At 52.1% G+C, this 22,404-nt stretch carries 22 protein-coding genes; 21 read left to right on the forward strand and 1 reads right to left on the reverse strand.

Annotation, left to right across the window (positions count from 1 at the left end; translation table 11 throughout):
• The first annotated feature begins 22 nt into the window (after nucleotides 1–22).
• The 21 genes from ACFSR7_RS09220 to ACFSR7_RS09320 all read left to right on the forward strand — a co-directional run bounded on the left by ACFSR7_RS09220 (nucleotide 23) and on the right by ACFSR7_RS09320 (nucleotide 20,730).
• A complete protein-coding gene (locus tag ACFSR7_RS09220; RefSeq protein ID WP_378160778.1) occupies nucleotides 23–511 on the forward strand; it encodes a DedA family protein in 489 nt (162 codons plus the stop codon).
• 11 nt (nucleotides 512–522) lie between these two features.
• On the forward strand, nucleotides 523–1,089 hold the full coding sequence (locus ACFSR7_RS09225; protein WP_378160780.1) for a class I SAM-dependent methyltransferase: 567 nt from the start codon (nucleotides 523–525) through the stop codon (nucleotides 1,087–1,089).
• Between the two features lie 26 nt (nucleotides 1,090–1,115).
• Nucleotides 1,116–1,802, forward strand: a complete 687-nt coding sequence (locus ACFSR7_RS09230) for a response regulator transcription factor (protein WP_378160782.1) — start codon at nucleotides 1,116–1,118, stop codon at nucleotides 1,800–1,802.
• Between the two features lie 46 nt (nucleotides 1,803–1,848).
• Nucleotides 1,849–2,889 carry a HAMP domain-containing sensor histidine kinase gene (locus ACFSR7_RS09235; protein WP_378160784.1) on the forward strand — a complete coding sequence of 347 codons (1,041 nt, stop codon included), beginning with the start codon at nucleotides 1,849–1,851 and terminating at the stop codon, nucleotides 2,887–2,889.
• Nucleotides 2,890–2,944: 55 nt separating this feature from the next.
• Nucleotides 2,945–3,268 carry a hypothetical protein gene (locus tag ACFSR7_RS09240; protein WP_378160786.1) on the forward strand — a complete coding sequence of 108 codons (324 nt, stop codon included), beginning with the start codon at nucleotides 2,945–2,947 and terminating at the stop codon, nucleotides 3,266–3,268.
• Nucleotides 3,269–3,273: 5 nt separating this feature from the next.
• The gene (locus ACFSR7_RS09245) at nucleotides 3,274–4,182 is read left to right on the forward strand and encodes an aminoglycoside phosphotransferase family protein (protein WP_378160788.1); all 909 of its coding nucleotides are present in this window, start codon (nucleotides 3,274–3,276) and stop codon (nucleotides 4,180–4,182) included.
• 110 nt (nucleotides 4,183–4,292) lie between these two features.
• The gene (locus ACFSR7_RS09250; RefSeq protein ID WP_378160790.1) at nucleotides 4,293–4,859 is read left to right on the forward strand and encodes a helix-turn-helix domain-containing protein; all 567 of its coding nucleotides are present in this window, start codon (nucleotides 4,293–4,295) and stop codon (nucleotides 4,857–4,859) included.
• Between the two features lie 548 nt (nucleotides 4,860–5,407).
• Nucleotides 5,408–6,628, forward strand: coding sequence for a CynX/NimT family MFS transporter (locus tag ACFSR7_RS09255; protein WP_378160792.1), 1,221 nt, complete (start codon nucleotides 5,408–5,410; stop codon nucleotides 6,626–6,628).
• 634 nt (nucleotides 6,629–7,262) lie between these two features.
• Nucleotides 7,263–7,433, forward strand: a complete 171-nt coding sequence (locus ACFSR7_RS09260; RefSeq protein WP_378160794.1) for a hypothetical protein — start codon at nucleotides 7,263–7,265, stop codon at nucleotides 7,431–7,433.
• A 564-nt stretch (nucleotides 7,434–7,997) separates the two neighbouring features.
• Nucleotides 7,998–8,702, forward strand: coding sequence for a response regulator transcription factor (locus ACFSR7_RS09265; protein ID WP_378161162.1), 705 nt, complete (start codon nucleotides 7,998–8,000; stop codon nucleotides 8,700–8,702).
• Nucleotides 8,702–9,631: a sensor histidine kinase gene (locus tag ACFSR7_RS09270; RefSeq protein WP_378160796.1), complete on the forward strand. Its 930-nt coding sequence runs from the start codon at nucleotides 8,702–8,704 to the stop codon at nucleotides 9,629–9,631. The genes ACFSR7_RS09265 and ACFSR7_RS09270 overlap by 1 nt, the downstream gene beginning before the upstream one ends.
• A gap of 116 nt (nucleotides 9,632–9,747) precedes the next feature.
• Nucleotides 9,748–10,668 carry an ABC transporter ATP-binding protein gene (locus ACFSR7_RS09275; protein ID WP_378160798.1) on the forward strand — a complete coding sequence of 307 codons (921 nt, stop codon included), beginning with the start codon at nucleotides 9,748–9,750 and terminating at the stop codon, nucleotides 10,666–10,668.
• The gene (locus ACFSR7_RS09280; protein ID WP_378160800.1) at nucleotides 10,661–11,419 is read left to right on the forward strand and encodes an ABC transporter permease; all 759 of its coding nucleotides are present in this window, start codon (nucleotides 10,661–10,663) and stop codon (nucleotides 11,417–11,419) included. Before ACFSR7_RS09275 ends, ACFSR7_RS09280 begins: the two co-directional genes overlap by 8 nt.
• Before the next feature lie 138 nt (nucleotides 11,420–11,557).
• Nucleotides 11,558–12,112 carry a dihydrofolate reductase family protein gene (locus ACFSR7_RS09285; protein WP_378160802.1) on the forward strand — a complete coding sequence of 185 codons (555 nt, stop codon included), beginning with the start codon at nucleotides 11,558–11,560 and terminating at the stop codon, nucleotides 12,110–12,112.
• Between the two features lie 1,462 nt (nucleotides 12,113–13,574).
• Nucleotides 13,575–14,435: an ankyrin repeat domain-containing protein gene (locus ACFSR7_RS09290; protein WP_378160804.1), complete on the forward strand. Its 861-nt coding sequence runs from the start codon at nucleotides 13,575–13,577 to the stop codon at nucleotides 14,433–14,435.
• 134 nt (nucleotides 14,436–14,569) lie between these two features.
• Nucleotides 14,570–15,559 carry an aldo/keto reductase gene (locus ACFSR7_RS09295; protein WP_378160806.1) on the forward strand — a complete coding sequence of 330 codons (990 nt, stop codon included), beginning with the start codon at nucleotides 14,570–14,572 and terminating at the stop codon, nucleotides 15,557–15,559.
• Between the two features lie 46 nt (nucleotides 15,560–15,605).
• Complete coding sequence (locus tag ACFSR7_RS09300) at nucleotides 15,606–16,991, forward strand: LLM class flavin-dependent oxidoreductase (RefSeq protein ID WP_378160808.1); 1,386 nt, start codon at nucleotides 15,606–15,608, stop codon at nucleotides 16,989–16,991.
• An 18-nt stretch (nucleotides 16,992–17,009) separates the two neighbouring features.
• Nucleotides 17,010–17,789, forward strand: a complete 780-nt coding sequence (locus ACFSR7_RS09305) for an ABC transporter permease (protein WP_378160810.1) — start codon at nucleotides 17,010–17,012, stop codon at nucleotides 17,787–17,789.
• A gap of 75 nt (nucleotides 17,790–17,864) precedes the next feature.
• Nucleotides 17,865–18,917 carry an ABC transporter substrate-binding protein gene (locus ACFSR7_RS09310; protein WP_378160812.1) on the forward strand — a complete coding sequence of 351 codons (1,053 nt, stop codon included), beginning with the start codon at nucleotides 17,865–17,867 and terminating at the stop codon, nucleotides 18,915–18,917.
• Between the two features lie 19 nt (nucleotides 18,918–18,936).
• Nucleotides 18,937–19,710 (forward strand): ABC transporter ATP-binding protein, encoded by a 774-nt coding sequence (locus ACFSR7_RS09315; protein WP_378160814.1) that lies wholly within the window; start codon nucleotides 18,937–18,939, stop codon nucleotides 19,708–19,710.
• Between the two features lie 171 nt (nucleotides 19,711–19,881).
• Nucleotides 19,882–20,730: a sulfurtransferase gene (locus ACFSR7_RS09320; RefSeq protein WP_378160816.1), complete on the forward strand. Its 849-nt coding sequence runs from the start codon at nucleotides 19,882–19,884 to the stop codon at nucleotides 20,728–20,730.
• A gap of 953 nt (nucleotides 20,731–21,683) precedes the next feature.
• Here ACFSR7_RS09320 and ACFSR7_RS09325 read toward each other — a convergent pair.
• Nucleotides 21,684–22,394, reverse strand: a complete 711-nt coding sequence (locus tag ACFSR7_RS09325; protein WP_378160818.1) for a hypothetical protein — start codon at nucleotides 22,392–22,394, stop codon at nucleotides 21,684–21,686.
• Between the last annotated feature and the right edge of the window lie 10 nt (nucleotides 22,395–22,404).

Raw genomic sequence — 22,404 nt, forward strand, 5'->3', positions numbered from 1 at the left:
TTACGTGGAGAGGAGAACGGAAATGGACCAAATGATGTCATTGGTAAGCCACTACGGCTATATCGTGCTTTTCTTAGCTTTTTGTTTGGGGCCGTTTGGGATTCCGGTTCCAAGCGAGGTGACGCTTATCGCCGCTGGCATGATGACCGCGCAAGGTCTATTGCATCCCATTTATACATTCGCGTCCATGCTGCTCGGCATAACAACCGCTGTGACGATCGGGTATTGGGGCGGCAGGCTGGCCAGAAAATACAGCATTTTAAACAGATTGAGCCGTTACAAGGGTTACCGAAAAGCGGAGCAATTTTATGTTAAACACAACGGAGCTGCCTTATCTGTCGGTTATTGCATTCCAATCGTTCGATACTTCGTTACAGTTCTGGCCGGGGCGAACGGCGTGTCTTTTAAACGAATGATCTTCGTTTCCTATCCAAGCGCCATCGTATGGATCGGAGCGATCTATGGGGTTGGCTGCATTTGCGGGAATCAAATCATTCGAATCTTCCAATGAGGTGTGAGCGCATGTTTAAGAACCATTCGCTGCTTTTTTTCAAGAAGTTTGTTCATAATCCCAAATATGTCGGCAGTATGATTCCAAGTTCACGTTTTTTGGCGAATCGTATGGTTGCAGCGGCGGAGTGGGAGAAGGCTGACCATATTGTTGAAATTGGCGCAGGTACCGGTGCGATTACACGCGTCATTGCAGAGCGAGTGCGACCAGACAGTAAAGTAATTTTATTTGAAAAGGAGAAGGAGATGGGGGAGAGGCTTCAAGAAGATTTTCCCCGGTTCGTCAGAGAAACAAATGCATTGCGGTTAGTTGCCCAACTGAATAAGCACAATATACAAGGCGTCGATTACATTTTTAGCGGTTTACCGTTTTACAACTTTTCTCCGATTATGCGACTCCAACTGCTTCAGCAATGCAAAGAGGCCCTAAAACCAGGAGGGAAGTTGATCGCTTTTCAATACTCTCTGGAGATGAAAAAGCTCCTTTCGGCGCATTTCGAGATTGAAAGCATCTCCTTTGTCCCCTTGAATTTTCCCCCGGCGTTTGTTTATGTTTGTAAGAAGACAGGAAAACATTAATCTCTTCATTTGAAGGTGAAAATAAAATGAGCGTAATCCTAGTCGTTGACGATGATACGGAAATCAGGGACGTTATCCATGTTTACTTGCGCAACGAAGGCCACTCGGTGATTGAGGCTGGCGACGGCGCGGCAGCGCTAGAGGCGCTTGTTCAACATCGTGTAGATCTGATCATATTAGACGTCATGATGCCCCGAATGGACGGCATAAAAGCATGTATGAACATTCGGGAACAATATTCGATACCGATCATTATGCTCTCTGCCAAAGAAGGCGATATGGATAAGATCATGGGACTAACAACGGGGGCCGACGATTATATAACGAAGCCGTTTAATCCGATGGAGCTGATCGCTCGCGTGAAGGCGCAGTTAAGACGACAGAAAATGCACGCCGTAGGCGACGATGCGCGCGGTCAAATGGCCATCAGAGAGCTCGTGATCGACGTTGCCAAACACTTTGTATCGATCCGGGGCCAGCAAGTCATGCTCACACCGCTTGAGTTTTCGATTCTTAACAAGCTGGCTTCCAGCCCGGGTCAAGTATTTAGCGCCGATGCGATCTATGAATCGGTATGGAACGAGCGAGGCGGCTACTCGGACAATACGGTCATGGTTCATATTCGAAATCTGCGGGAGAAGCTTGAGATTAACCCGCGGCAACCGGAGTACATCAAGACGGTATGGGGTGTTGGCTATAAAATGGATCACTAGGCGGTTCAAATTAAGGCGCAGCGTACGATACTCCTTTCTTGGGGCGATGGTTCTGACCGTCGTGCTGTCTTATCTCTTCAGCTTGTACGTTACTGGATGGGTTGGACAATTAATCGATTCGACAACGTCAAAAGGGAAGCTTGGGTATATTCCGTTTTTGGTCGCCGCATCGCTAACCGTTTTTATTATGAGTTTTGTTCTGTTCTTCTATCTTCTAACGCGGCGTATTATTAAATACTTTTCCGTTCTTTCGAAAGGTCTTGAGTTGATCTCGCAAGGCCATCTGGAATACCGGGTTCCTGTCGTTCGCGAAGACGAGCTAGGGGCGCTGGCTAAAAATATGAATAAAATGGCCGAGCAGCTCGCCATGCAAAAAAACAAGGAGAAAGAGACGGAAGCGTCTAAAATGAACCTGATTACGGGCGTTTCCCATGATCTTCGTACGCCGCTAACGAGCATGATCGGCTATTTGGATTTGCTGCAAAAAAGATCTTATTTGGACGAGAACGAATATAATCGCTTTGTAAACAACGCATTCAGCAAAGCTCAGCAGTTGAAAAGGCTAATCGACGATCTTTTTGTATATACCCGGTTAACTTCCGGTGATATTCTATTTTCAGAGCAGAAAGCCGATATGGTTGAGCTACTGCAACAGGTTTTGTTTGAGTTTGTGCCGATTGCCGAAGAAAATGATGCTGTCGTTCATACACATATCAAGATTGAAAAGGCAACTGTCCATATCGACCCTGAGCATGTCGCTCGGATTCTGGACAATCTCCTTATGAATTCGCTCAAGTACGCTGCCGCGCCCAAAATAATCGATATTCACCTGACCTCCAACCAGACATGCGTTTACTTGACTATAGAAAATGAGGGGGAGCCGATTACCCGCGAGCAACAAGCTAAGCTTTTCGATCGTTTCTATAAGGCTGACAATATGGCGCATGAATCCCATCTTCAAGTCGGCGCCGGCTTAGGTCTTGCCATTGCAAGACAGCTTGCCGAACGCCAGGGCGGCCGTCTTACGCTTTCGTATAATGAGGGGTATTATGCATTTACTTTAGAGCTGCCTTTGGATTTCAATTGATGCGCTGCGTTGCGTTTGCGGCTCCATCGATATTTTTTTTATAAGGAGACTTGGAGTGGTAAAAGTACTGAACGGATTGGCCGTATTTTTTATCGTTGCAGGCATGATATCGGGCATCATTGTTGGAAATGACGGCGCCGACGGATTTCGATGGGGCTCAGCCTTGACGTGGTGGATCAGCGGGATCGTTGCCGGGATTTTATTCTTCGCGATCGCCATTATGCTGGATTATGTCGAAGACACGAATGCCCGGATACGGAATCTGGAATATGAGCTGCTTCTAAAAAATGCGTCTCGACCTGCGCCGACTAAAAGGGGCAACTCGAAAGCCGACCTTGGCAAACTGCAAGGGTTTCAACTTGGAAAAACGGAGGATTAAGCGGCATGATGGAGATCCCTCAACCATTTATCGATCGCATGTCCGAGCTTCACGGCGAGGAAGGCGTGGCTTGGTGTACGACGCTGCCAGGACTGATTGCCGAACATGCTAGTCGCCTTGGGTTTATTCCGGAGACGCCGTTTCCCGACTTAACCTATAACTTCGTTCTGCGAGTAAGGCGCACTGACGGTAAGCCGGCCGTGTTGAAGTGTTCATTTATGAAAGAAGAGCTCGCCAGGGAAGTCAGTGTACTTCGGGACTATGAGGGCCGCGGAGCTATTCGCGTATTGGAAGCGGACGAGGAGACGGGCGTGGTCTTGCTTGAGAGCGCCAACCCTGGTAAGCCTTTGTCCAGTATGGAGGATGACTCGCAAGCGACAGCTATTTTCTGCGAGGTTTTTCGCCGTCTTCAGCTTCCAGCAACGGCCGGCAAGCCGTATCCGTCCATCAAGCAGCATTTCGCTGCCATTGAACGATATCGGGAGCGTTACGACGACGATAAGCGGTCTGCGCCGTTGCCTGAAAGTTGGGTAGAAAATGCCGAGGAATGCCTGCAATATCTGATCGCGACGACAAGCGAAAATGTCCTGTTGCATGGCGACCTGCATCACGGCAACATCCTTCGCCATGGCGAAGATTGGGCTGTCATCGATCCGAAAGGCATCGTCGGGGACATTCACTTTGATACGATCCAGTACCTGCTTAACTACGAAGATCAGGGCGGCCACCGCGATCAAGTGCTCCGGAATCGAATTGCGATCATGGCAGACTGGCTTGGCTTGGATCCTCGACGAATAGCCATGTGGGGCGTCGCGAGGGGCGTGTTAGAAGCCACATGGACGATTGAAGACGGAGGAACGGATTGGGAACGGGGCATCCAGATTACGGAGCGGTTTTCTAAATGTCTGGATTGAGGGGTTTTATGGCATGGATGCGTATTCGCCATCCAATACTAACCGTCTGGAAAATGCGCAGCATAAACCCTATACTAGCTGTAACTGTTTTTTATTGAGGTGAATATCAAATGGATGAAGTCGATGAATCCAAACAAATCGTATTGCAAATCGGCGGCGCCTTGAAAAAGTACAGAAAAGAAAACAACATGAGCTTGGACGGTTTGGCAGAATTAACGGGCGTAAGCAAGCTTACGCTGGGGAATATCGAACGCGGCGAGACCAACCCAACCTTGGGAATCATCTGGAAGATTTCGAAAGGCATCTCCTTGCCGCTCTTTTCTTTGTTTAAAAATGAACCATCCGTAAGTCTGTATCGAGCGGGCGAAGGACTGCGATTTTCGAACGATCAGAAAAATTGGACCATCGAACCATTTTTCAAAAACGCGAGCAGCGATATTGAAATGTGCCGGGCTTACTTGCAGCCCAACAGCTCGTATCACCCTGAGGGTCATCACGTGAATACGACAGAAATTGCGACCGTCATGACCGGCTCCGTTGAGATTCAGGTCGATGGCGAGGCTTATACGTTGAATCAATATGACACGATCAGTTTCCGTGCGGATTGCCCTCATTCTTATACCAATCATACGGATCGCGAAGCAGTGCTCCATATATCCTTAAAATACGGTTTTTGAAGACGAAGAGATCTCATCGTAAAAGCGCACATTCGGTTGCCGGAGCATTTCGGTGGCTTGCGAGACTCACAACCTGCATTTATACATGTATTTTTTGCCGGCCAACGTTACCTGATGAAATACCTGCAAATGTGCAGGCAAATGCAAAGAATAAGCCGGAAATCCCGCTGATGGCGCAAAATAACTGCGCTTTTGCATCTATCTTGTCTAAAAGGGCCGACATCGGCGAAAATAGATGTATATTTGCAGGCATTGGCATTGTGGCGAGCGTACGGCGCGGCCAACGATAGGCCGACCCATCGCAGCGGCTATTGGATGAGCCGTCGACAGGCATTACGCGCGAACGAGCGTCGGCTATCCGCCGAACTAAAATGGACTGTCAGGCGATCTTCCCTGATGGTTTTTTTATTGCGATTTTTTATATTATGAAATACTTATTGTTAAAATAAATATATTATAATATACTTTTCTTGTTCGCGCGGACGAGGCTTATTGTTCTTTCATCGGGAGGGAATACAGATACGCTGATCAGGAAGGAGACATGGAGAATGCCGGACAAACCAAATAAAATAGCGGCCGCCCCCTACTCTGTGGGACTGTTAATGCTCGGCATTATTGTTATTGCGGCTAATTTACGGGCTCCCTTGACCTCGGTCGGTCCTTTGGCAAGTCTCATCAAGAATGAGGTTCATCTTTCAAATACATTGGCAGGCTTTATAACGACGGTGCCTTTGCTTGCCTTTGCGCTGTTATCGCCTCTGGTACCCAAATTAGGGCGGAGGTACGGATTTGAACGCATGATAGGGATTGCCCTGATCTTATTGACTGTAGGCATTGTCATTCGATCGCTCTCCGGCGCTGCCGATCTGTATATCGGTACCGCGATACTTGGATTCGCAATCGCCGTTTGTAATGTATTATTGCCAAGCTTAATCAAACGGGATTTCCCTGGGAAAATGGGCTCCATGACTGGCGTCTATGCGATTTCAATGAATTTATGCGGAGCGATCGCATCGGGGATCAGCATGCCGCTTGCCACGAACGCAGGACTGAAATGGCAGGGCGCATTGGGAGTCTGGGGGATCCTAAGCTTTGTATCCATCCTCTGCTGGCTGCCTCAATTAAGAAGTCAAGCCAAGCACGCGACTTCGGCGAGTCGAGTGACGGTCAGCCATCATGGAAATGTGTGGCGTTCCCCCCTTGCCTGGCAAGTCACCTTGTTTATGGGGATACAGTCAATGGTATTCTATGTGCTGATTGCCTGGTTGCCTGAAATATTAACTCAGCTAGGTATTGAGTCAAGCCAGTCCGGCTGGTACCTTTCCCTCATGCAGTTAGCCGTGCTGCCGTTCACGTTTATCGTCCCCGTTATTGCCGGGCGGATGTCCAGCCAACGTCCGTTGGTACTAATCACAAGCCTTTTACTGTTGACGGGAACGCTTGGATTGCTCTATGGAAGCTCCAACGTCATATTATTGTGGATGATCGTACTTGGCATCGGCGTAGGCTTCGCTTTTAGTTTGTCCATGATGTTCTTTAGTCTGCGTACAAAGCATGCGCATCAAGCGGCGGAACTGTCCGGCATGGCACAAGCAGTCGGATATCTTCTGGCGGCACTCGGGCCCGCTCTCATCGGATATCTGCATGATGCGACAAATAGTTGGAACCCGCCGCTTTTCATACTGCTGGGCGCTTCAGTCTTGCTGCTTATAGTCGGTATGGGGGCGGCAAGGGACCGGTTTGTAGATGCGGTTGTGAAAAAGGAATAGGACAACGGGAGGAGGCGTGTTCGTCGAGCCTCCTTCTTTATCTTGAAGCGCATAAATGCAAAAGAACGCATTCGGAGATCGTAAGGGCGATCGCCGTAAAGCCGGAGGGCCCCTATACCTTCTTCAAAGTGGTTTTGCGCGGAAGAGCGGGCGGGCATTGGGACGCGCAGATGGTTCATAACCCGGCGATCGTGCGACATCGGGATCAATATATTCTGTATAGGGCAGATTCCTTTATGGCGATTAATGAATTATTTTCCGCATGCACCGCCAAAAGGGGATGCTGTAAATCTCTATTGATTGTGACATACAAGTGCGCCAAAAGAAATAAACGGCCGAAAAACCCATGGTATGATAATTGTTAATCTTCCCTACTTAGGGCTTGCTAAACAACGAAAACTTCCTACTCCCAAAAGGATTTGAGGCTCTTTTTGTCGAATTCATTTGCAAGGAAATACTGGGAAAACAGCCAAAACCCTTGCAGATGAAGGAAGCGTACGTGTTTCATCGGAACGAAATGACCCCTGATCTTTTAGAAAACTCTTACCTCCCCTTCGGTGGGAAGCTGAACCCCAACAATTGGTGAGTTCAACTTGCCAAACTCCTCCCATAGGACAAGGCTTTTCGTGCCAGTATGGGAACGGGAATCCTGGTTGAGGTCAACGACTGGATTGCTCAGGAAGGATCGAAGGCTGAACAAGAAGTAGCGGCGAAAGCCAAGGAAGAAGCGCAAGAAGATCAGGATGACGACGATTCCGAGGGCGGGCAGTTGGTCATGGACATCGATCTTGAAGACGATCATTGACACCGTGTACCAGCCACTGGTGGGGACGATGGACAGTCGCGCACGTTTCGGAAACAGGCCCGCAAAGACTTTTTGAACGTATCAAAGCAACGCCAGCTCAAGGGAAAAACGTATCGCAAGGCCATGAAGAAGCAATTGGTCGATGTGGGTCGAGATTTGCGAATCATAGAGCGCCTGATTCAGCATAAGCCTTTGACCTTGCTGAAGAAAAGTCTGCATCGCCATCTGCTGTGTGCATTGAACAGCCCTATGTTCTCCCCATCGTTCGCGGCAAAGCCGGAGCCCCTGTAGAATTTGGAGCGAAGGTGGCAGCCAGGCTGGTCGGCGGTTTTGCGCGAGTCGATTCGATGGAATGGGAATCTTTGAAGGGCTCAGTCTCTGGGTACAAAAAGCGTTTCGGCGTGTATCCAGCCGTGATTCTGACGGATAAAATTCACCGCAACCGGGAGAATCTGTAGTATTTCAAAGAGCTAGGAAACCAACCGAGCACCCGGCGTTGGGCCTATCAACCGCTGCGCACGGATAGGATATACGTATCCGATCTTATACCGAGGGGGGAGCATCATCGTATCGAACATTCTTATTGTCGAGGATGACTTGGAAATTCACGGCTTACTGGTCAACTGCTTACGTACGGAAGGCTATCATACAACCTCTGCTTATACAGGGGAGGAAGCCATGGGCTTTATCAAGCAAATGTCTTTCCAACTTCTGATATTGGATCTGATGTTGCCTGAGATTGACGGTTACGAGGTGCTCCGCCGCGTCCGTGAAACCCATAACATTCCCGTGCTGATCTTGTCCGCCAAAGGGCAAGAGGTGGATAAAATCATCGGTCTCGGACTCGGGGCGGACGATTATTTGACGAAGCCATTCGGGCTTGGGGAATTGTCTGCCAGAGTCAAGGCGATGCTTCGGCGCTACTTTTACTTCAATAACCATTCGAACGACCATTCTCCAACCGTGCTGACCCATGGCGAACTGGCGATCGACCTGCATACCTATGAAGTCACTTCCCTGGCCGGCAAAATGACGCTGACAGCCAAAGAGTTTGATATTTTAAAGCTGTTTCTGAGCTATCCCACCCGGGTATTCACGAAGTCGCAAATTTTCCAGGCTGTCTGGAAAGAAGAGACGATCTCCGACGAGAATACCGTCATGGTTCACATCCGACGGCTGCGCACCAAAATCGAGCTGGATCCGTCAAACCCGATCTACATTCAAACAGTGTGGGGAATCGGGTACAAGCTGGGGGAGTCCACAGGTTGATGCCGGCGTACATCTCGATTTCTGTCATCCTGCTGGCCGTAAGCAGCTTGCTTGGTTATCGCCAATGGAACATGAAGCGGCAATTGGCACTGATGACCGCGCGGATTGAAGAGATACGTGCGGGAGCCATCAACCAAAGAGTGCGCCTCCCAAGCAGCAGTTCCGTTTTGGTCGAACTCGGAGGAAGCATAAACCGGCTCATAGACGATTTGCAGCAAAACATGGAGAAGCTTAATCTGCTGGAATCCGAACGAAAGAAGATGATTACCCACTTATCCCATGATCTGTGCACACCGCTGACAGCGATTATGGGATATGTGGAAGTCATGCAACGTGACCAGACCTTGACGGAAGACATTCGGCAGCAGTACTTCCGGATCATAGCCGCCAAGGGAAACAAGCTGGATGCATTGGTCAGGGACTTTTTCGAGCTGTCCAAATTAGAAGCCGACGAAGACGCGCCGGAGCCCGAAAAATTAAATATCGTCGAGAAAATACAGGAGTCAGCCCTCTCTTTCTATCAACAGTTCCAACTCGCGGGGCTCTCGCCGCAACTTGAATTTCCGGAGCGGCACGTTTATGTATGGGGAAACAGGCAGAGCATCGAAAGAATCATGAACAATTTGCTGAGCAATGCACTTCGTTACGGTGCAAATGGTGAGACAATCGGCATTCGGGTGCGGGAAGCGGAAGCACGGGTGTGGGTCGACGTATGGGATTGCGGCCAAGGGATTTCGGAGACCGACTTGCCCCATATCTTCGAGCGCCTCTACACTGGCAAAGCTTCCCGCAACGCAAGCCAGCAAGGCAATGGACTAGGTCTGACGATTGTCAAGAAACTGGTCGAGAAGCAGCGCGGCGAGATTCAAGCGAGCAGCATTCCGAATGAGCGGACCGTGTTCTCCTTCTACCTGCCTCGGGCAACTTAAGAAACATGTAAGAAATAGTTCAATCCGATGTAAATCCGTTATCTTATAATCAATCCAACCCATGCGAATGGTTACGAAGCTGGCTTCGCAAAAGCCGCTAAGGAGGTTGGAAACGAGTGGAATCTATCTTGAAAACTAGCGGACTTACCAAAAAGTACAAGACGCACACGGCCGTTGACGGAATCAGCCTTTCTCTAAAAAAAGGCGAAATCTACGGATTCCTCGGGCAGAATGGGGCCGGAAAAACGACGACGATCCGCATGATCATGGGCTTGATCAAGCCCACGTCCGGACGGATCGAATTGTTCGGGAAGGACGCGGAATCAAGCCGCAAGTCCGCTTTCGAACGCATCGGTTCGATGATCGAAATCCCCGGTTTTTACACGAATTTGACAGCTGTCGAGAATTTGGACATTCACCGGCGGATGATGGGGATGGGGAACAAGGAGAGCATGGAGGAATCGCTGGAACAAGCCGGTTTGCTGGACGCCCGGAACAAAAGAGTGAAAAATTTTTCGCTGGGCATGAAGCAGCGTCTTGGCATCGCCCGGGCCTTGCTCCACCATCCGGAATTGCTAATTCTCGACGAACCGACAAACGGACTGGACCCGGCCGGAATCAAGGAAGTGCGGCAGTTAATTATTGACTTGGCCTCCAAGCGGAATATTGCCGTGCTCGTATCAAGCCATATCTTAAGCGAGGTCCAGCTGATGGCGACGAAGCTGGGCATCGTGCATCGCGGAAAGCTGGTTGAGGAGATCGAGCAGCAGGATCTGCAGATGAAAAACAGGCATTGCGTCGAATTTAAAGTGAGCAACGAACGCGAGGCGGTCATGCTGTTAGAACAAAAAATGGACATTCGCGATTACTCCGTTCCCGAACCGGGGGTTATACGGGTGTTCGAACAGTTATCGGAGTCGGCCGCCATCAATCGAATGCTGGTTGAGAACCGGATCGAGGTTGCGGAAATCACGATGCTGCGCGAAACCCTGGAAGATTACTTCCTAAGCTTAACGGGGGGCGAACGCAGTGCTTAACGTTTTCTATGCCGAGATATTGAAATTAAAACGCACCCAGCTCCTGTGGCTGACGCTCTTCGGCGGCATGCTGCCGGCCGTATTATCGATATTCGGGCAATCAAAGAACTTGAATTGGAACGAGCTTTTGATCAACAATTCTCTGTTCCTCAATGTCATGATCGCGCCGTTGCTGCTCTCGCTGCTCGCAGGCTTTGTTGTCGTTCGGGAATACGGTGATAATACGATTAACCAGCTTTTCGTATACCCGCATCATCGTGTGAAGATTCTGATCGGCAAGATGATCATCATTCTGTTCTTATCGATGGCAATCTTTGTGTTGAATTATGCTTTGACCTTGGCTGCGGGCAGCATCATGAGCGACCAGCCGCTTTCAGAAGCGTTATTCTGGAAGTTCACCCGCGCTAACGCATGGATGTTGGCGTTCCAAGCGCTGCTTATCCCGGTTACGATGACGGTAGGGATCATAGGCAAAAGCTTCATTCCGCCCATTGTGCTGGGAATCGTCGCCGTTCTCATCAATATGATGGGAATGCAAGGGGTAGAAGACCATATTGCCGGGCGCGTTACCTTTGTCAGCTATATCCCTTTCGGCTCCATGATCGTACACTTACTGGATATTATGAAAGCGAATGTCCCCGATGATATACACCGCATCCATGCACTCTATCCTCAGGCAGCCGTCTTCTTGTTGTTTTTCCTCTTCAATGTATTCTACTATACGAAATCCGAGGTCCATAGCGGTTCTTGAACGTAATGGATCAGGTATCGTAAAAAGGAGCAGCTGCCGCGAGGTGTTCATTGGCGCTGCATTGGAATTGTAATATGACACAAGATGACATATATAAACCTTATAATGGGAGGCACAAGAACGAAAGGAGTGACGTTTGTGAAACGAAAGATCATACTGGATTTGGCCGTTACGCTGGACGGTTTTATTGAAGGGAAAAACGGCGAAGTCGATTGGTGCATCATGGATGCGGAGATGGGATTCGATCGGTTTTTGAATCAAATCGACACGATTTTTTACGGAAGAAAAAGCTATGAATTATGGGGACAATTCGCGCCGGAAAAGGAATCCGGAGAAGTTGAAAAGCAGTTTTGGGAAATGGTCCATCGTAAAGACAAATACGTGTTTTCCAGGACGCAAAAGGGAACCGACCAAAAAGCCGTATTCATCAACGGCAATCTCCTTGAAGAAGTCGATCGGATCAAGAGTAAACCTGGCAAAGACATCTGGCTGTACGGCGGAGCGAGTCTGATTACGACTTTTATCCATTTAGGGCTAGTGGATGAATTTAGATTATCCGTTCACCCTGTCGTGTTGGGAGAAGGAAAGCCGTTGTTCGCAGATGTCCGGCAGCGGTTGAATCTCAAATGGGTGGATACAAGGTCGTTCTCCTCGGGCGTTGTGCAATTGATTTACCGGCTTGACGAAAAATAATCGGATCTAAAGCGTTAAAAGCGGCAGTCACAAGACTTGTTTCCCGGTCTTCGGCAACACAGCCTGCCGGCTTGGTTCGGCGGGCTTTTGGTTAAATTGAAAGGAAGGATAAGTTGGAAGGTTGTGGAATTATAAAGGGTGATTGAAGGCGACGCGCTCAAAGAGAGAGGTCGTTTTGGCGGTACGCCTGGCAAACTCATTTTGAAAGTTGAAATCGTGGATGAGCTTATTTATTAGCGGGAAGTTATGTTGTTGCAAGAGGAAAGAAAAGTAGATCATGTCTGAGAGGCGTAAAGGAGAAACGATGAGATTTGAAATCGTTTGGAATGCTTTCTTCAAAGTTAAAAATGAGGACAAAGCAAGCCGGCTTATTAAACAAATAGAATTGATAAGGTACCCCGTCGTGTCGAAACGATTTGAGCGATTAAAGAGAGATCCTTCATTGCTGGGATCGACGTTCGTAATGAAATTAAATGATGATATGACGATGGAGGCTGCCGTCTTTGAGACACTTTTAATCATTAATAACCTGGGGACCGGCTGGAACGTCTACAGACCTAATTTAACAAATGATCCCTTTCATTCGTCCGAGATTTTGTTTTCGTTTGAAGGCATACACACAAGTCCCTCATTAACAGGACTAACATGGGTTCGCTTTGTTTTGCATACCGACACAAAGCATGAATATGGATGGGAGCACCTTAGCACGTACGGTACCGATTTTGTAAACCAGATCGAGTAAGACAATTTTTTGTCTCCGGAAAAGGCAGGTTACCATCATGCTCGAGAAGATGTACGCCAAAAACTTGATGGACTCCTTGTATGATCTCTTTATTTTCATTCGATCTTTTCCGACGGACCCCGTCCTTTATGACCTTTTACAACAGTATCGATTCTGGCTGAATAAGAACCCCAAAATTAATTATCGCTCTATTCGGCAGTTAATAAAAGAATTGAATAAAATAGAGAATCACTCGGGTAAGGTTAGTGTCATCTCGGAGCTTACAAAAGTAAGGCTTTTTAAAAGAGCCCCTAATATGGAAAGGATCTATCAGAGCCTCGGACCGATTAAATACATATTGGAAAGCCTATCAAGCGTAATGGAGCATGGTGAGGAAGAGAAAACTAGAATTATGGCAAGTTCGGTTCATAATTACCCTTCGTTTATTTTAGGCAACTATCATTGTACATCTCACCAATTCTGGCGCGAACACATCGGCTATTACAACAGCGTTTTTCAGAGCGATTTTATGGAGGATTGGAAGTATTTATTTTTCGAATTTTACCCCAAAAGCGATCGTTGATTGACGTTATATCGTAATTTTCTCCCCGCAATTCCCCAGTTTCGTAGCACCTCCAATTAAACCATCTAAAAAAGTCGGAATTTAGGGCTATTCAAATTCAGTGTCTCATGCTATAGTAATTTTGTAATTTTAATTACATGTAAGCGACGAGGAGAGCCATGCCGAAGAAAAAAAGCACTGCGGTGCTTTCCATCCGATTGGACGATGAAGTTCTCAAGGCTGTGGATTTGCTTGTCGAATCCGGGCTCGAGTCCAATCGTTCGAGGGCGGTCGCCCACTTCGTGAATGTCGGGGTGCGGGCTTCCCACGATCTGCTGGTACGGGCAAGGGAGCAGGCGGATAACCTTCAGCGGCTGAAAAACGAAATGTTCGAGGCCGTGAAGCATCGCGACATCGACAAAGTCGCCGAGCTGATCCATCGGGACGCGAGCCTGGTGAACGTCAGCAACCCGCAAGGGGAGACGCCCGTGCTGATGGCCGTGCTGCTTCGCGCGAACGACATTAAGGAACTGCTGCTGCGAAACGGAGCGGGCAGGCTGAATGTATTCGAGGCTGCGGCGGTCGGTTATAGCGCGAGGGTGAAGGAGCTGCTGGACCAATCTCCGGACCTGGTGAACGCCTACAGCCATGACGGGTTCCCGCTCCTGTCTCTGGCCGTGCAATTCGGCAGCACCGATACGGTGAAGCTGCTGCTGGAACGGGGCGTCGACATTCATGCGCGAAGCCGCGACGGTAGTCTGAACAACAAGGCGATCCACGCGACCGTATTCGGCGACTATGGACATCTCGTAGACCTGCTAATGGAGCATGGGGCCGACATTCATGCCAGATGCGAGGGCGAGCTCAGAAAAGGGTTCAACGTGCTGCATGTGGCGGCTTATTTCGACAAAGCGGAGCTGATCAAGAAGTTTCTCGGCTACGGAGCCGACAAGACGGTAAAAAACGCGAGCGGAGAGACGCCTTACGAATTGGCCATCTCGCTCGGACATATGGCTTCCGCCGAGTTGCTCCTGAATTAGCCGGTTGACGATAACCACATTTATTCGTTTACCAATTACATACGACAACTCGACCGGACAGACGGAGAGTCGCTGATTTCGCAAAGCGGCCTGCGTCTGTCCTTTTTGTCGTAACGGAAGAGGGGAAGAGCTCGATGCAATACCGGAGGTTGGGAAGAACGGGACTTAAAGTGTCCGAGGTCAGTCTGGGAACGATGGCGTTCGGGCGCTGGATTGACGAAAAGGCGTCCGGCGAGGTGCTGGACACGGCGCTGGAAGCGGGGATTAACCTGGTCGACACCGCGGACGTATACGGAAGCGGCATGGATAACGGCGACCGGTCGCGGTTCGGTGAGTCGGAGGAAATTCTGGGAAGGCTCCTTCAGGGCCGCCGCAACGACATTTTACTGGCGACGAAGTTCAGCGCTCATATGGGTCCGGGCGTCAACGACGGAGGACAGAGCCGTTACCACGTCTACCGCGCGCTGGAGAACAGCCTTCGACGGCTGCGGACGGATCATATCGATCTGTACCAGATTCACGTCTTTGATCCCGAGACGCCGATCGAGGAGACGCTGCGTGCGCTGGACGATCTGGTGAAGCAGGGCAAGATCCGCTATCTCGGCTGCTCCAATTATGCCGCTTGGCAGCTGGCGAAGGCGCATGGCGTCAGCGCGCTGCACGGCCTTCACCGATTCGAGAGCGTCCAGCCGGAGTACAGCCTGATCACGAGAGGCATCGAGCGGGAGCTCGCGCCGTTCGTCCAGTCGGAGCAAGTCGGCGTCATCAGCTACAGCCCGCTTGGCAGGGGAATTCTGAGCGGTAAGTATCGCCAGGGCGAAGCGCCTCCGTCTGAATCTCGGCTGGCTCATGGGGAGAAGCGGCTGGAACTGCTGTTGGATACGAATCCGGCGTACGCGCTCGTCGACGGGATCCGCCCGCTGGCCGAAGCAAGAGGCTGGACGCTTGCCCAATATGCGCTCTCCTGGGTACTCAGCCATTCCTTCGTGACTTCAGCGATACTGGGTGCGTCCAAGCCGCAGCAAATTCGCGACTCGCTCGCCCACGCCGGCGAGAGATTGACCGCTGAGGAACTCAAAGAAATAGATGACATCTCCCGCCGAATCGGTCTTTTCACGTTATAAAACCGTGTTATCGCATTGGTAAACTAAAAATTAGGAGGTAACCCACATGACGCAATCCCAACAAGCCAAGCCGTCCAAGCGCCAACTCCATCTGGGGTTGTTCCTGTTCTCGACAGGCTATCACCCTGCCGGCTGGCGGCTGCCGGAAGCGGCGACCGACGGCGCGTTCGATCCGAAATTTCTGCACCGCGTAGCCCAGAGGCTGGAGGAAGCGAAGTTCGACTTCTTCTTCCTCGGCGACGCGCTCGCCACAAGCGCGGACATGCAGCACACGTTCCCGTCGCAGATGGTTCGTCTCGAGCCGTTCACGATGATCGCGAACATCGCGGCGGTCACCGAGAAGATCGGTTTGATCGTGACGGCGAACACGACGTACTCCGAGCCGTATACGGTCGCCAGGCAGACAGCTTCGCTCGATTACCTGAGCGGCGGCCGCCTCGCCTGGAACGTCGTGACCGGCATGGACGTGCGGGCGGCTCAGAACCACAGCCGGGAGAAGCACTGGGATAACGCCAAGCGGTACGACTACGCGGACGAGTTCGTGAAGATCGTGCAGGAGCTGTGGGATTCCTGGGAAAACGAAGCGTTCGTCCGGAACAAGGAGACCGGGCAGTTCGTCGACGGCAACAAGGTGCATCGGATCAATCACGAGGGCGAGCACTTTTCCGTCGCGGGTCCGCTGAACGTGGCGAGGCCGCCGCAAGGACAGATTCCGCTGCTGAACGCCGGCACGTCCGAGCGCAGCCGCGACCTGGGCGCGCAGCAATCCAGCGCCGTTTTCACCGGGCAGATTGTGCTCGAGCTCGCAAAGACGTTCTACGCCGAGATCAAGACGAAAGCCGTACAGTATGGAAGAAGTCCGGATGAAGTGTTCATCCTTCCGGGCCTCGTGCCGCTCGTCGGCCGCACCTCGGAGGAAGCGCGAGCCAAGTATCGGGAGCTGAATTCGCTGCTCGTGACCGACTACGATGTAACGCCGCTGTCCGCGAGGATCGGAATCGATCTCTCCGCATATCCGCTCGACGGTCCGCTTCCGGACCTGTCGCTCTCGTCGCTTCCGGGCAACGAGGCCAAGTGGCTCGTCGGGCTGGCGCAAAAGGCGGAAGGACGCGAAGCCATCACCGTCCGCGAGCTGTTCCACTACTTCGCCGCCACGTCACGGGGCCATCTGCTCATCGTCGGCAATCCGGAGGAGATTGCGGATCAGATGGCGGCGTGGTTCGAGGGAGGCGCGGCCGACGGCTTCAACATCTGCCCGCCGTACATGCCGGGCGGCCTCGATCTGTTCGTCGACCTGGTCGTACCGGTGCTCCAGCGCCGCGGCCTGTTCCGGACGGAGTATGAAGCGAATACGTTCCGCGGTCACTTCGGCCTGTCCGTTCCCGAGAATCGGTTCGCCAAGAAGGCAGCCCTGCAAGGCGCGGGCGAGTAAGGGAGGGAGTTGAGCCACATGGGCCATGACGGCAAGAAGCGCTACCGGTGGCGCATTCTCATCGGGCAAGTCGCGCTGCTGCTCGCTTGCCTGGGCATCATCGAATACCTCGTACGAGCGGAGATCGTCGGCAGCTTGTACCTGTCGAAGCCGACCCAGGTCGTGGAGGAGATTTACAAGCTGTTCGCGGACGGCGAGATTTTCCACGACCTGTTCGTCACGCTTAAGGAATTCGCGGCGGGGTACCTGCTAAGCGCGTTCGCTGGAATCGCGACCGGGATGTTCCTCGTGCTTGTGCCGCACGCGGAAAATTTCTTCCGGCCGTTCCTCTCGGCACTGCTGGCGGTCCCGAAGGTAACGATTATCCCCCTCCTGATGCTCTGGCTCGGAATCGGGTTGTCGCACAAGGTCGCGATCGTGTTCCTGTTCTGCTTTTTTACCATCGCGTTCAATACCATCACGGGCATCAAGCAGACGGCGGAAGCGCATCTCAAGGTGGCCCGAGTGTTCGAGGCGTCCAAGCTGCAGACGATCGTCAAGGTCATCCTGCCGTCGGCTGCGCCTACGATCTTCGTCTCTCTGAGAGTGTCGGCGGCCACGGGGCTCGTCGGCGCGCTGTTCGGGGAGATGGTCGCGTCCAAGGACGGGCTTGGCAACCTGCTGGTGGAGGCGACCTCCCTGTACGACACGGCGAAGGCGTTCGGGATCATCACGGTCGTGACAATCGTATCGGTGCTTATTATCGGCGTCATCGATCTGCTGGAGAAGCGGGTCGTGCTGAAGTGGAAGTCATCTTAAGAAGTTAGCGAGCTTAACCGTTAGCACGCTTAACAGTTAGACAAATAAACAGTGACCTTTGAGGAGAGAGAAACCATGTTGAAGAAAAAATGGATGGGAACCGGAATCGTAACGGCGGCGCTTGCGCTTGTGCTTGCGGGCTGCGGAGGCAACAACAATAATGCGGGAGGTGCGGCTTCTCCGTCAGGTTCTGAAGGCGCATCTCCATCGGCATCGCCGTCGACATCTGCGTCGGCGTCGGCTCCTGCGTCCGCAGAGCTTCAGAAAATCCGGTACGCGCCGTTTAACGGCGTGAGCGGACTGGCCGTGCGCTTCGGCATCGAGAAGGGCTTCTTCAAGGACGAGGGTCTGGACGTCGAACTGATCTCCACCCAGAAACCGATCGAAGCGCTGACGAGCAAGGATGTCGACATCGTGGACGTCGCAACGACCAACGCCATCGTGGCCGCGGGCAAGGGCGCTCCGATCAAGATCGTATCCTCGATGTTCCGCACGAAGGGGCCGTTTTACCTGGTCGCCAGAACGGGCATCGACAGCGTCGAAGACCTCAAGGGCAAGAAGGTCGGCGCCGCCGTGCTCGGCAGCGGATTGGACGTGTACACCCAGACGATCCTGAAGGCGCATGGTCTCAGCAAGGACGATGTTACATATCTCGCCGACGGCGTCAACGATGCGGCTTATGCGAGCCTCACGTCCGGCCAAGTCGATGCGACGATTATCCACGAGCCGTTCGCTTCTCTCGCGGAGATTGAAGGCACCGGCAAGATTCTCGCCAAGGGCTGGGATTACCTGCCGACGTTCCATACCGGCGTCCTCGCCTCCCGCAACGACTTCATCGAGAGCCATCCGGAGCTTATCGAGAAGCTGCTCCGCGCGTACTTCAAGTCACAGGACTACGCGAAGAGCAACCTGGACGAGTACAAGAAGTACTTCCTCGAAAACGTGAAGATCAATCCGGCCGCGGTGGACAAGGCTTTCGAGCGCGAGAACGTGCTGTGGGAGAACAACCCCGACGTAGACCTGAACGCGCTGAAGGATACGCAGCAGGTGCAAGTCGACCTGGGCTTCCAGGATAAAATTTACGACGTCGACAAGATTCTGGATCTGCGGTTCATTCCGAAAAAATAACGCGAGCGGGGGCGATCTTATGGCGGGGTTCGAGGTCCGCGGCGTGTCCAAAGTATACGGTGGAGCGACGCCGACGGAGACGCTCTCGAATATTAATTTGACCATCGAAGACGGCGAGTTTCTGAGCATTCTCGGTCCGAGCGGCTGCGGCAAGAGCACCTTGCTCGAGATCCTGGCCGGGCTGCAGTTGCCCACGTCGGGCGAGGTATGGTTCGGCGGAGCGAAGCTGAAGGGGCCGGGCATCGAGCGGGGCGTCGTTTTCCAAGATCCTTCGCTGTATCCGTGGAGATCGGTGACGAAGAACGTCCAGTTGGGATTGGAAATGCGAGGCGTCGCGAGGAGCGAGCGCCGGGAAGGCGCGCAGCGGTATCTCGACCTGGTTGGGCTGAATGGGTTCGAGCACAAGTATCCCCATCATCTGTCCGGCGGCATGAAGCAGCGCGCGGGTCTGGCCCGGGCGCTCGCGAACGGTCCCGAGGTGCTGCTCATGGACGAGCCGTTCGGCGCGGTCGACCACCTGACCCGGCTGCAGCTGCAGGACGATCTGCTGAGAATCTGGGAGGCTGAGAAAAAGACCGTCGTGTTCGTCACGCATGACGTGTCCGAGGCGGTATTCCTGGGCGATCGGGTCGTGCTGCTGTCCCCAAGGCCGGGACGGATCAACCGTATATTCCAGGTGCCCAAGGAGCGTCCGCGAAAGCGCGACGACGCCGAGCTGCTGCAGATACAGAACGATATTTACGCGGCGATTCACGAGGTGAAGTCGTCGGAGAGTTTGGAGTTTACGATTTGATAGCATGGCGGTTGGCTGGGGGAAGAGGTCTCAAAGTAAGGGCAAGGAAAAGGGCTATGGGCAAAGGTACAGCGAAGCTAAAGGCAACTTAGTCAGTAAAGACAGCAAAGAGTGTGAAGATAGCGAAGACAAGCGGTAATTGCGGAAAAAATGCGAAGGAGCGTGGAAGATATGTCATTATTCAATGTGGCGAGCGTGGCGCAAGTGCAGGAAAGGCTAGCCGGCGGCGAGCGCATCGTGCTGCTCGACGTGCGGTTTAATCCAAAGGATCCGGCTTACGGCAAGGATGCTTATGCGAAGGGGCACCTGCCCGGCGCCTTGTTCATTGATTTCAAGGCCGATCTGACCGATCCGGCTCAGGAGCATGGCGGGCGCAGCCCGCTGCCGTCGCCGGAACGGCTGTCTGCACTGTTCGGGTCTCTCGGTATCGACAGCAAGACCGCCGTCGTCGCCTACGAAGACGGCAACGGCCCAGCCGCTTCGCGACTGTGGTGGCTGCTCCGCTACCTGGGCGCGGATCGCGCGCAAGTGCTGGACGGCGGCTACTCCGCTTGGACGGCCGCCGGCGGAGCCGTGTCCGCGGAGCCGGCATCAGCCGTTGCGCCGCGCGAATTCGTGCCCGCGCCCAGAGCCGACTGGCTCGTCGGCGTGGAAGAAGTTCGCGCCGCATCCTCCGGGGGCGGCGCGGCGTTGGTGGACTCGCGCGACGCAGCGCAGTACGCCGGGCGCGAGGCGCCGTTCGATCCGGTCGCCGGACACATCCCGGGCGCGGCGAACTACTTCTGGAAGGACACGCTCGAAGAGAGCGGGTCCTGGAAGTCACCGGAGCAGCTTCGCGACTGGTTCGGCGATCTGCCGCAAGACGGCGAGATCATCGTGTACTGCGGCTCCGGCATCTCGGCGACGCCGAATGTGCTAGCGCTACGCGAAGCAGGGTACAGCAACGTGAAGCTGTATTCGGGGAGTTGGAGCGATTGGATTAGCTATGAGGGAAGTCCGGTGGCTACAGGAGAAGAGTAAGAGTTGAGAGGTCGCGTCGGACGCGGGGTTGGGGGCTGTGACAGGTTGCCAGAAGGCAGACTGTGTGGCCCTCTTTGGTCCTTCCTTTCAACAACTTGCAAACCATCGTTGGCTGAAAATGATTGTAAGCGGCCCGGAGCCAGCCACAGCGGGATGGTCGCATCAGGTTGCTGTTAAATGCTCGGAGACTTTGTTTCCGGCCATCCACCAACAGGCTCGTCTTAACCTTCTGTGCGGAGCAAGAGCTTAATCGCCCTTGGGAACACTTCGCTTCACTTTCCTTGGCGTGATCGGCATCCCCCTATTCTGGAACGTCGGCATTGGGAACGAAGCGGTTCGGGGGAGTGGACGCAACGGAGCCGGATTCGTCCCGCCGCGTAAATGGTTACGAGCGGGCACTGTGCGGAGTGTCGGGGTGCCGGGTTCAGTGAAAGTGGAGGCTAAGGTTATGATTCATCCACAGACCCGGAGGGGTCAAAAGCGGAGCGCTAGCTTAAAGAAGCATACGCAACCTTACGTTCCCGAAGCTTTCAAGCGTAAGATGAAGCAAACTCCGCAGGGAGCGATTATTGTACAACAACAGAGTTGAATGACCTTACACTTCTTCTTTTTAAGCGTATTCCCGACAATTGCTCCCAATGGCTCCGGCTCACTAGACCTTACGCTCCGAACCTAACTTTGGTGCTCCGGCGGCACAACAGACTCCGGGCTGGGGGATTGCAACGCTCGGATGGCTCCGAACGTAAGGATAGCTATCCCAGCGTCGCGCACTCCGGGCCTCGTTGACCTTACGCTTGGGTTCGGGGAGTGTAAGAACCACAGTGCGGCGAACCTAGCTTGGAATCATACTTACCGGACTTCGCGTCACGCAAGGAACGCGTAAGGACAGCAAAGGGGAGCACCCGGAAGGCCACTCTCACAAAGGGAAAAGGTTGCTCCCAATTGCAGCCTCATTAATTCAAGTTTATAAGCTTTTGTATTGTTGTTCTGCTTCTTGTGACCCAAACCGGTTCACTTGGATATTTAGAATCTATGTCATACTCTGTTACAACTTGTTTGCGTTTGTCTTTATATACTCCGTTCACTTTCTCTGAGTAAGTAACACTCTCGACTTTCCATATTTTCTTTCTAATCTTCTTATCGATCCACAGCTCATTGTACCTTTTTAGGTTCGGTTCAAAGACAAAGTAAAAGCTATTGTCTCTAAAACGGCTATCCCTTGATGAAAATTTCTTTAGCGTCAAAAAAATATATGGTAAGAAATCTAATATGAGATCCCTATAGTACCAGATACGTTTTGTATTCGCGAGTTCGACTAGCTCTTTGAACTCCTCAAACTTTAAGCCAGCACAAAGAAGGTCGCATTTAAGAAAAACTTCGTAAAATCGTTGTGTAAAATCACTTTTGACTTTAAGAGCGTTAGCCTCATCCTCCGCTGAAGGAAGAAGATTCAAATACGGTGTTGAATTAGCTTGAATAGTTGGACAATTTGATCCACGAACGGAATGCCAAAAATGAGTTGTTGTCGAAACAGTACTCTCTGCCCTGACTTCTAACTTATTCCCGCAAACAATGCAGAGTCCAGAGTGGTCTGCGGAAAACAGCTTTAACCACTCATCAATTTTATAAACTAGCCTATCTTTTGGATTAATAGCTCTATCCATTTGGCCCTCC

Origin of the sequence: Cohnella sp. GCM10020058, from assembly GCF_042683485.1 — a bacterium.
GTDB lineage: Bacteria > Bacillota > Bacilli > Paenibacillales > Paenibacillaceae > Cohnella.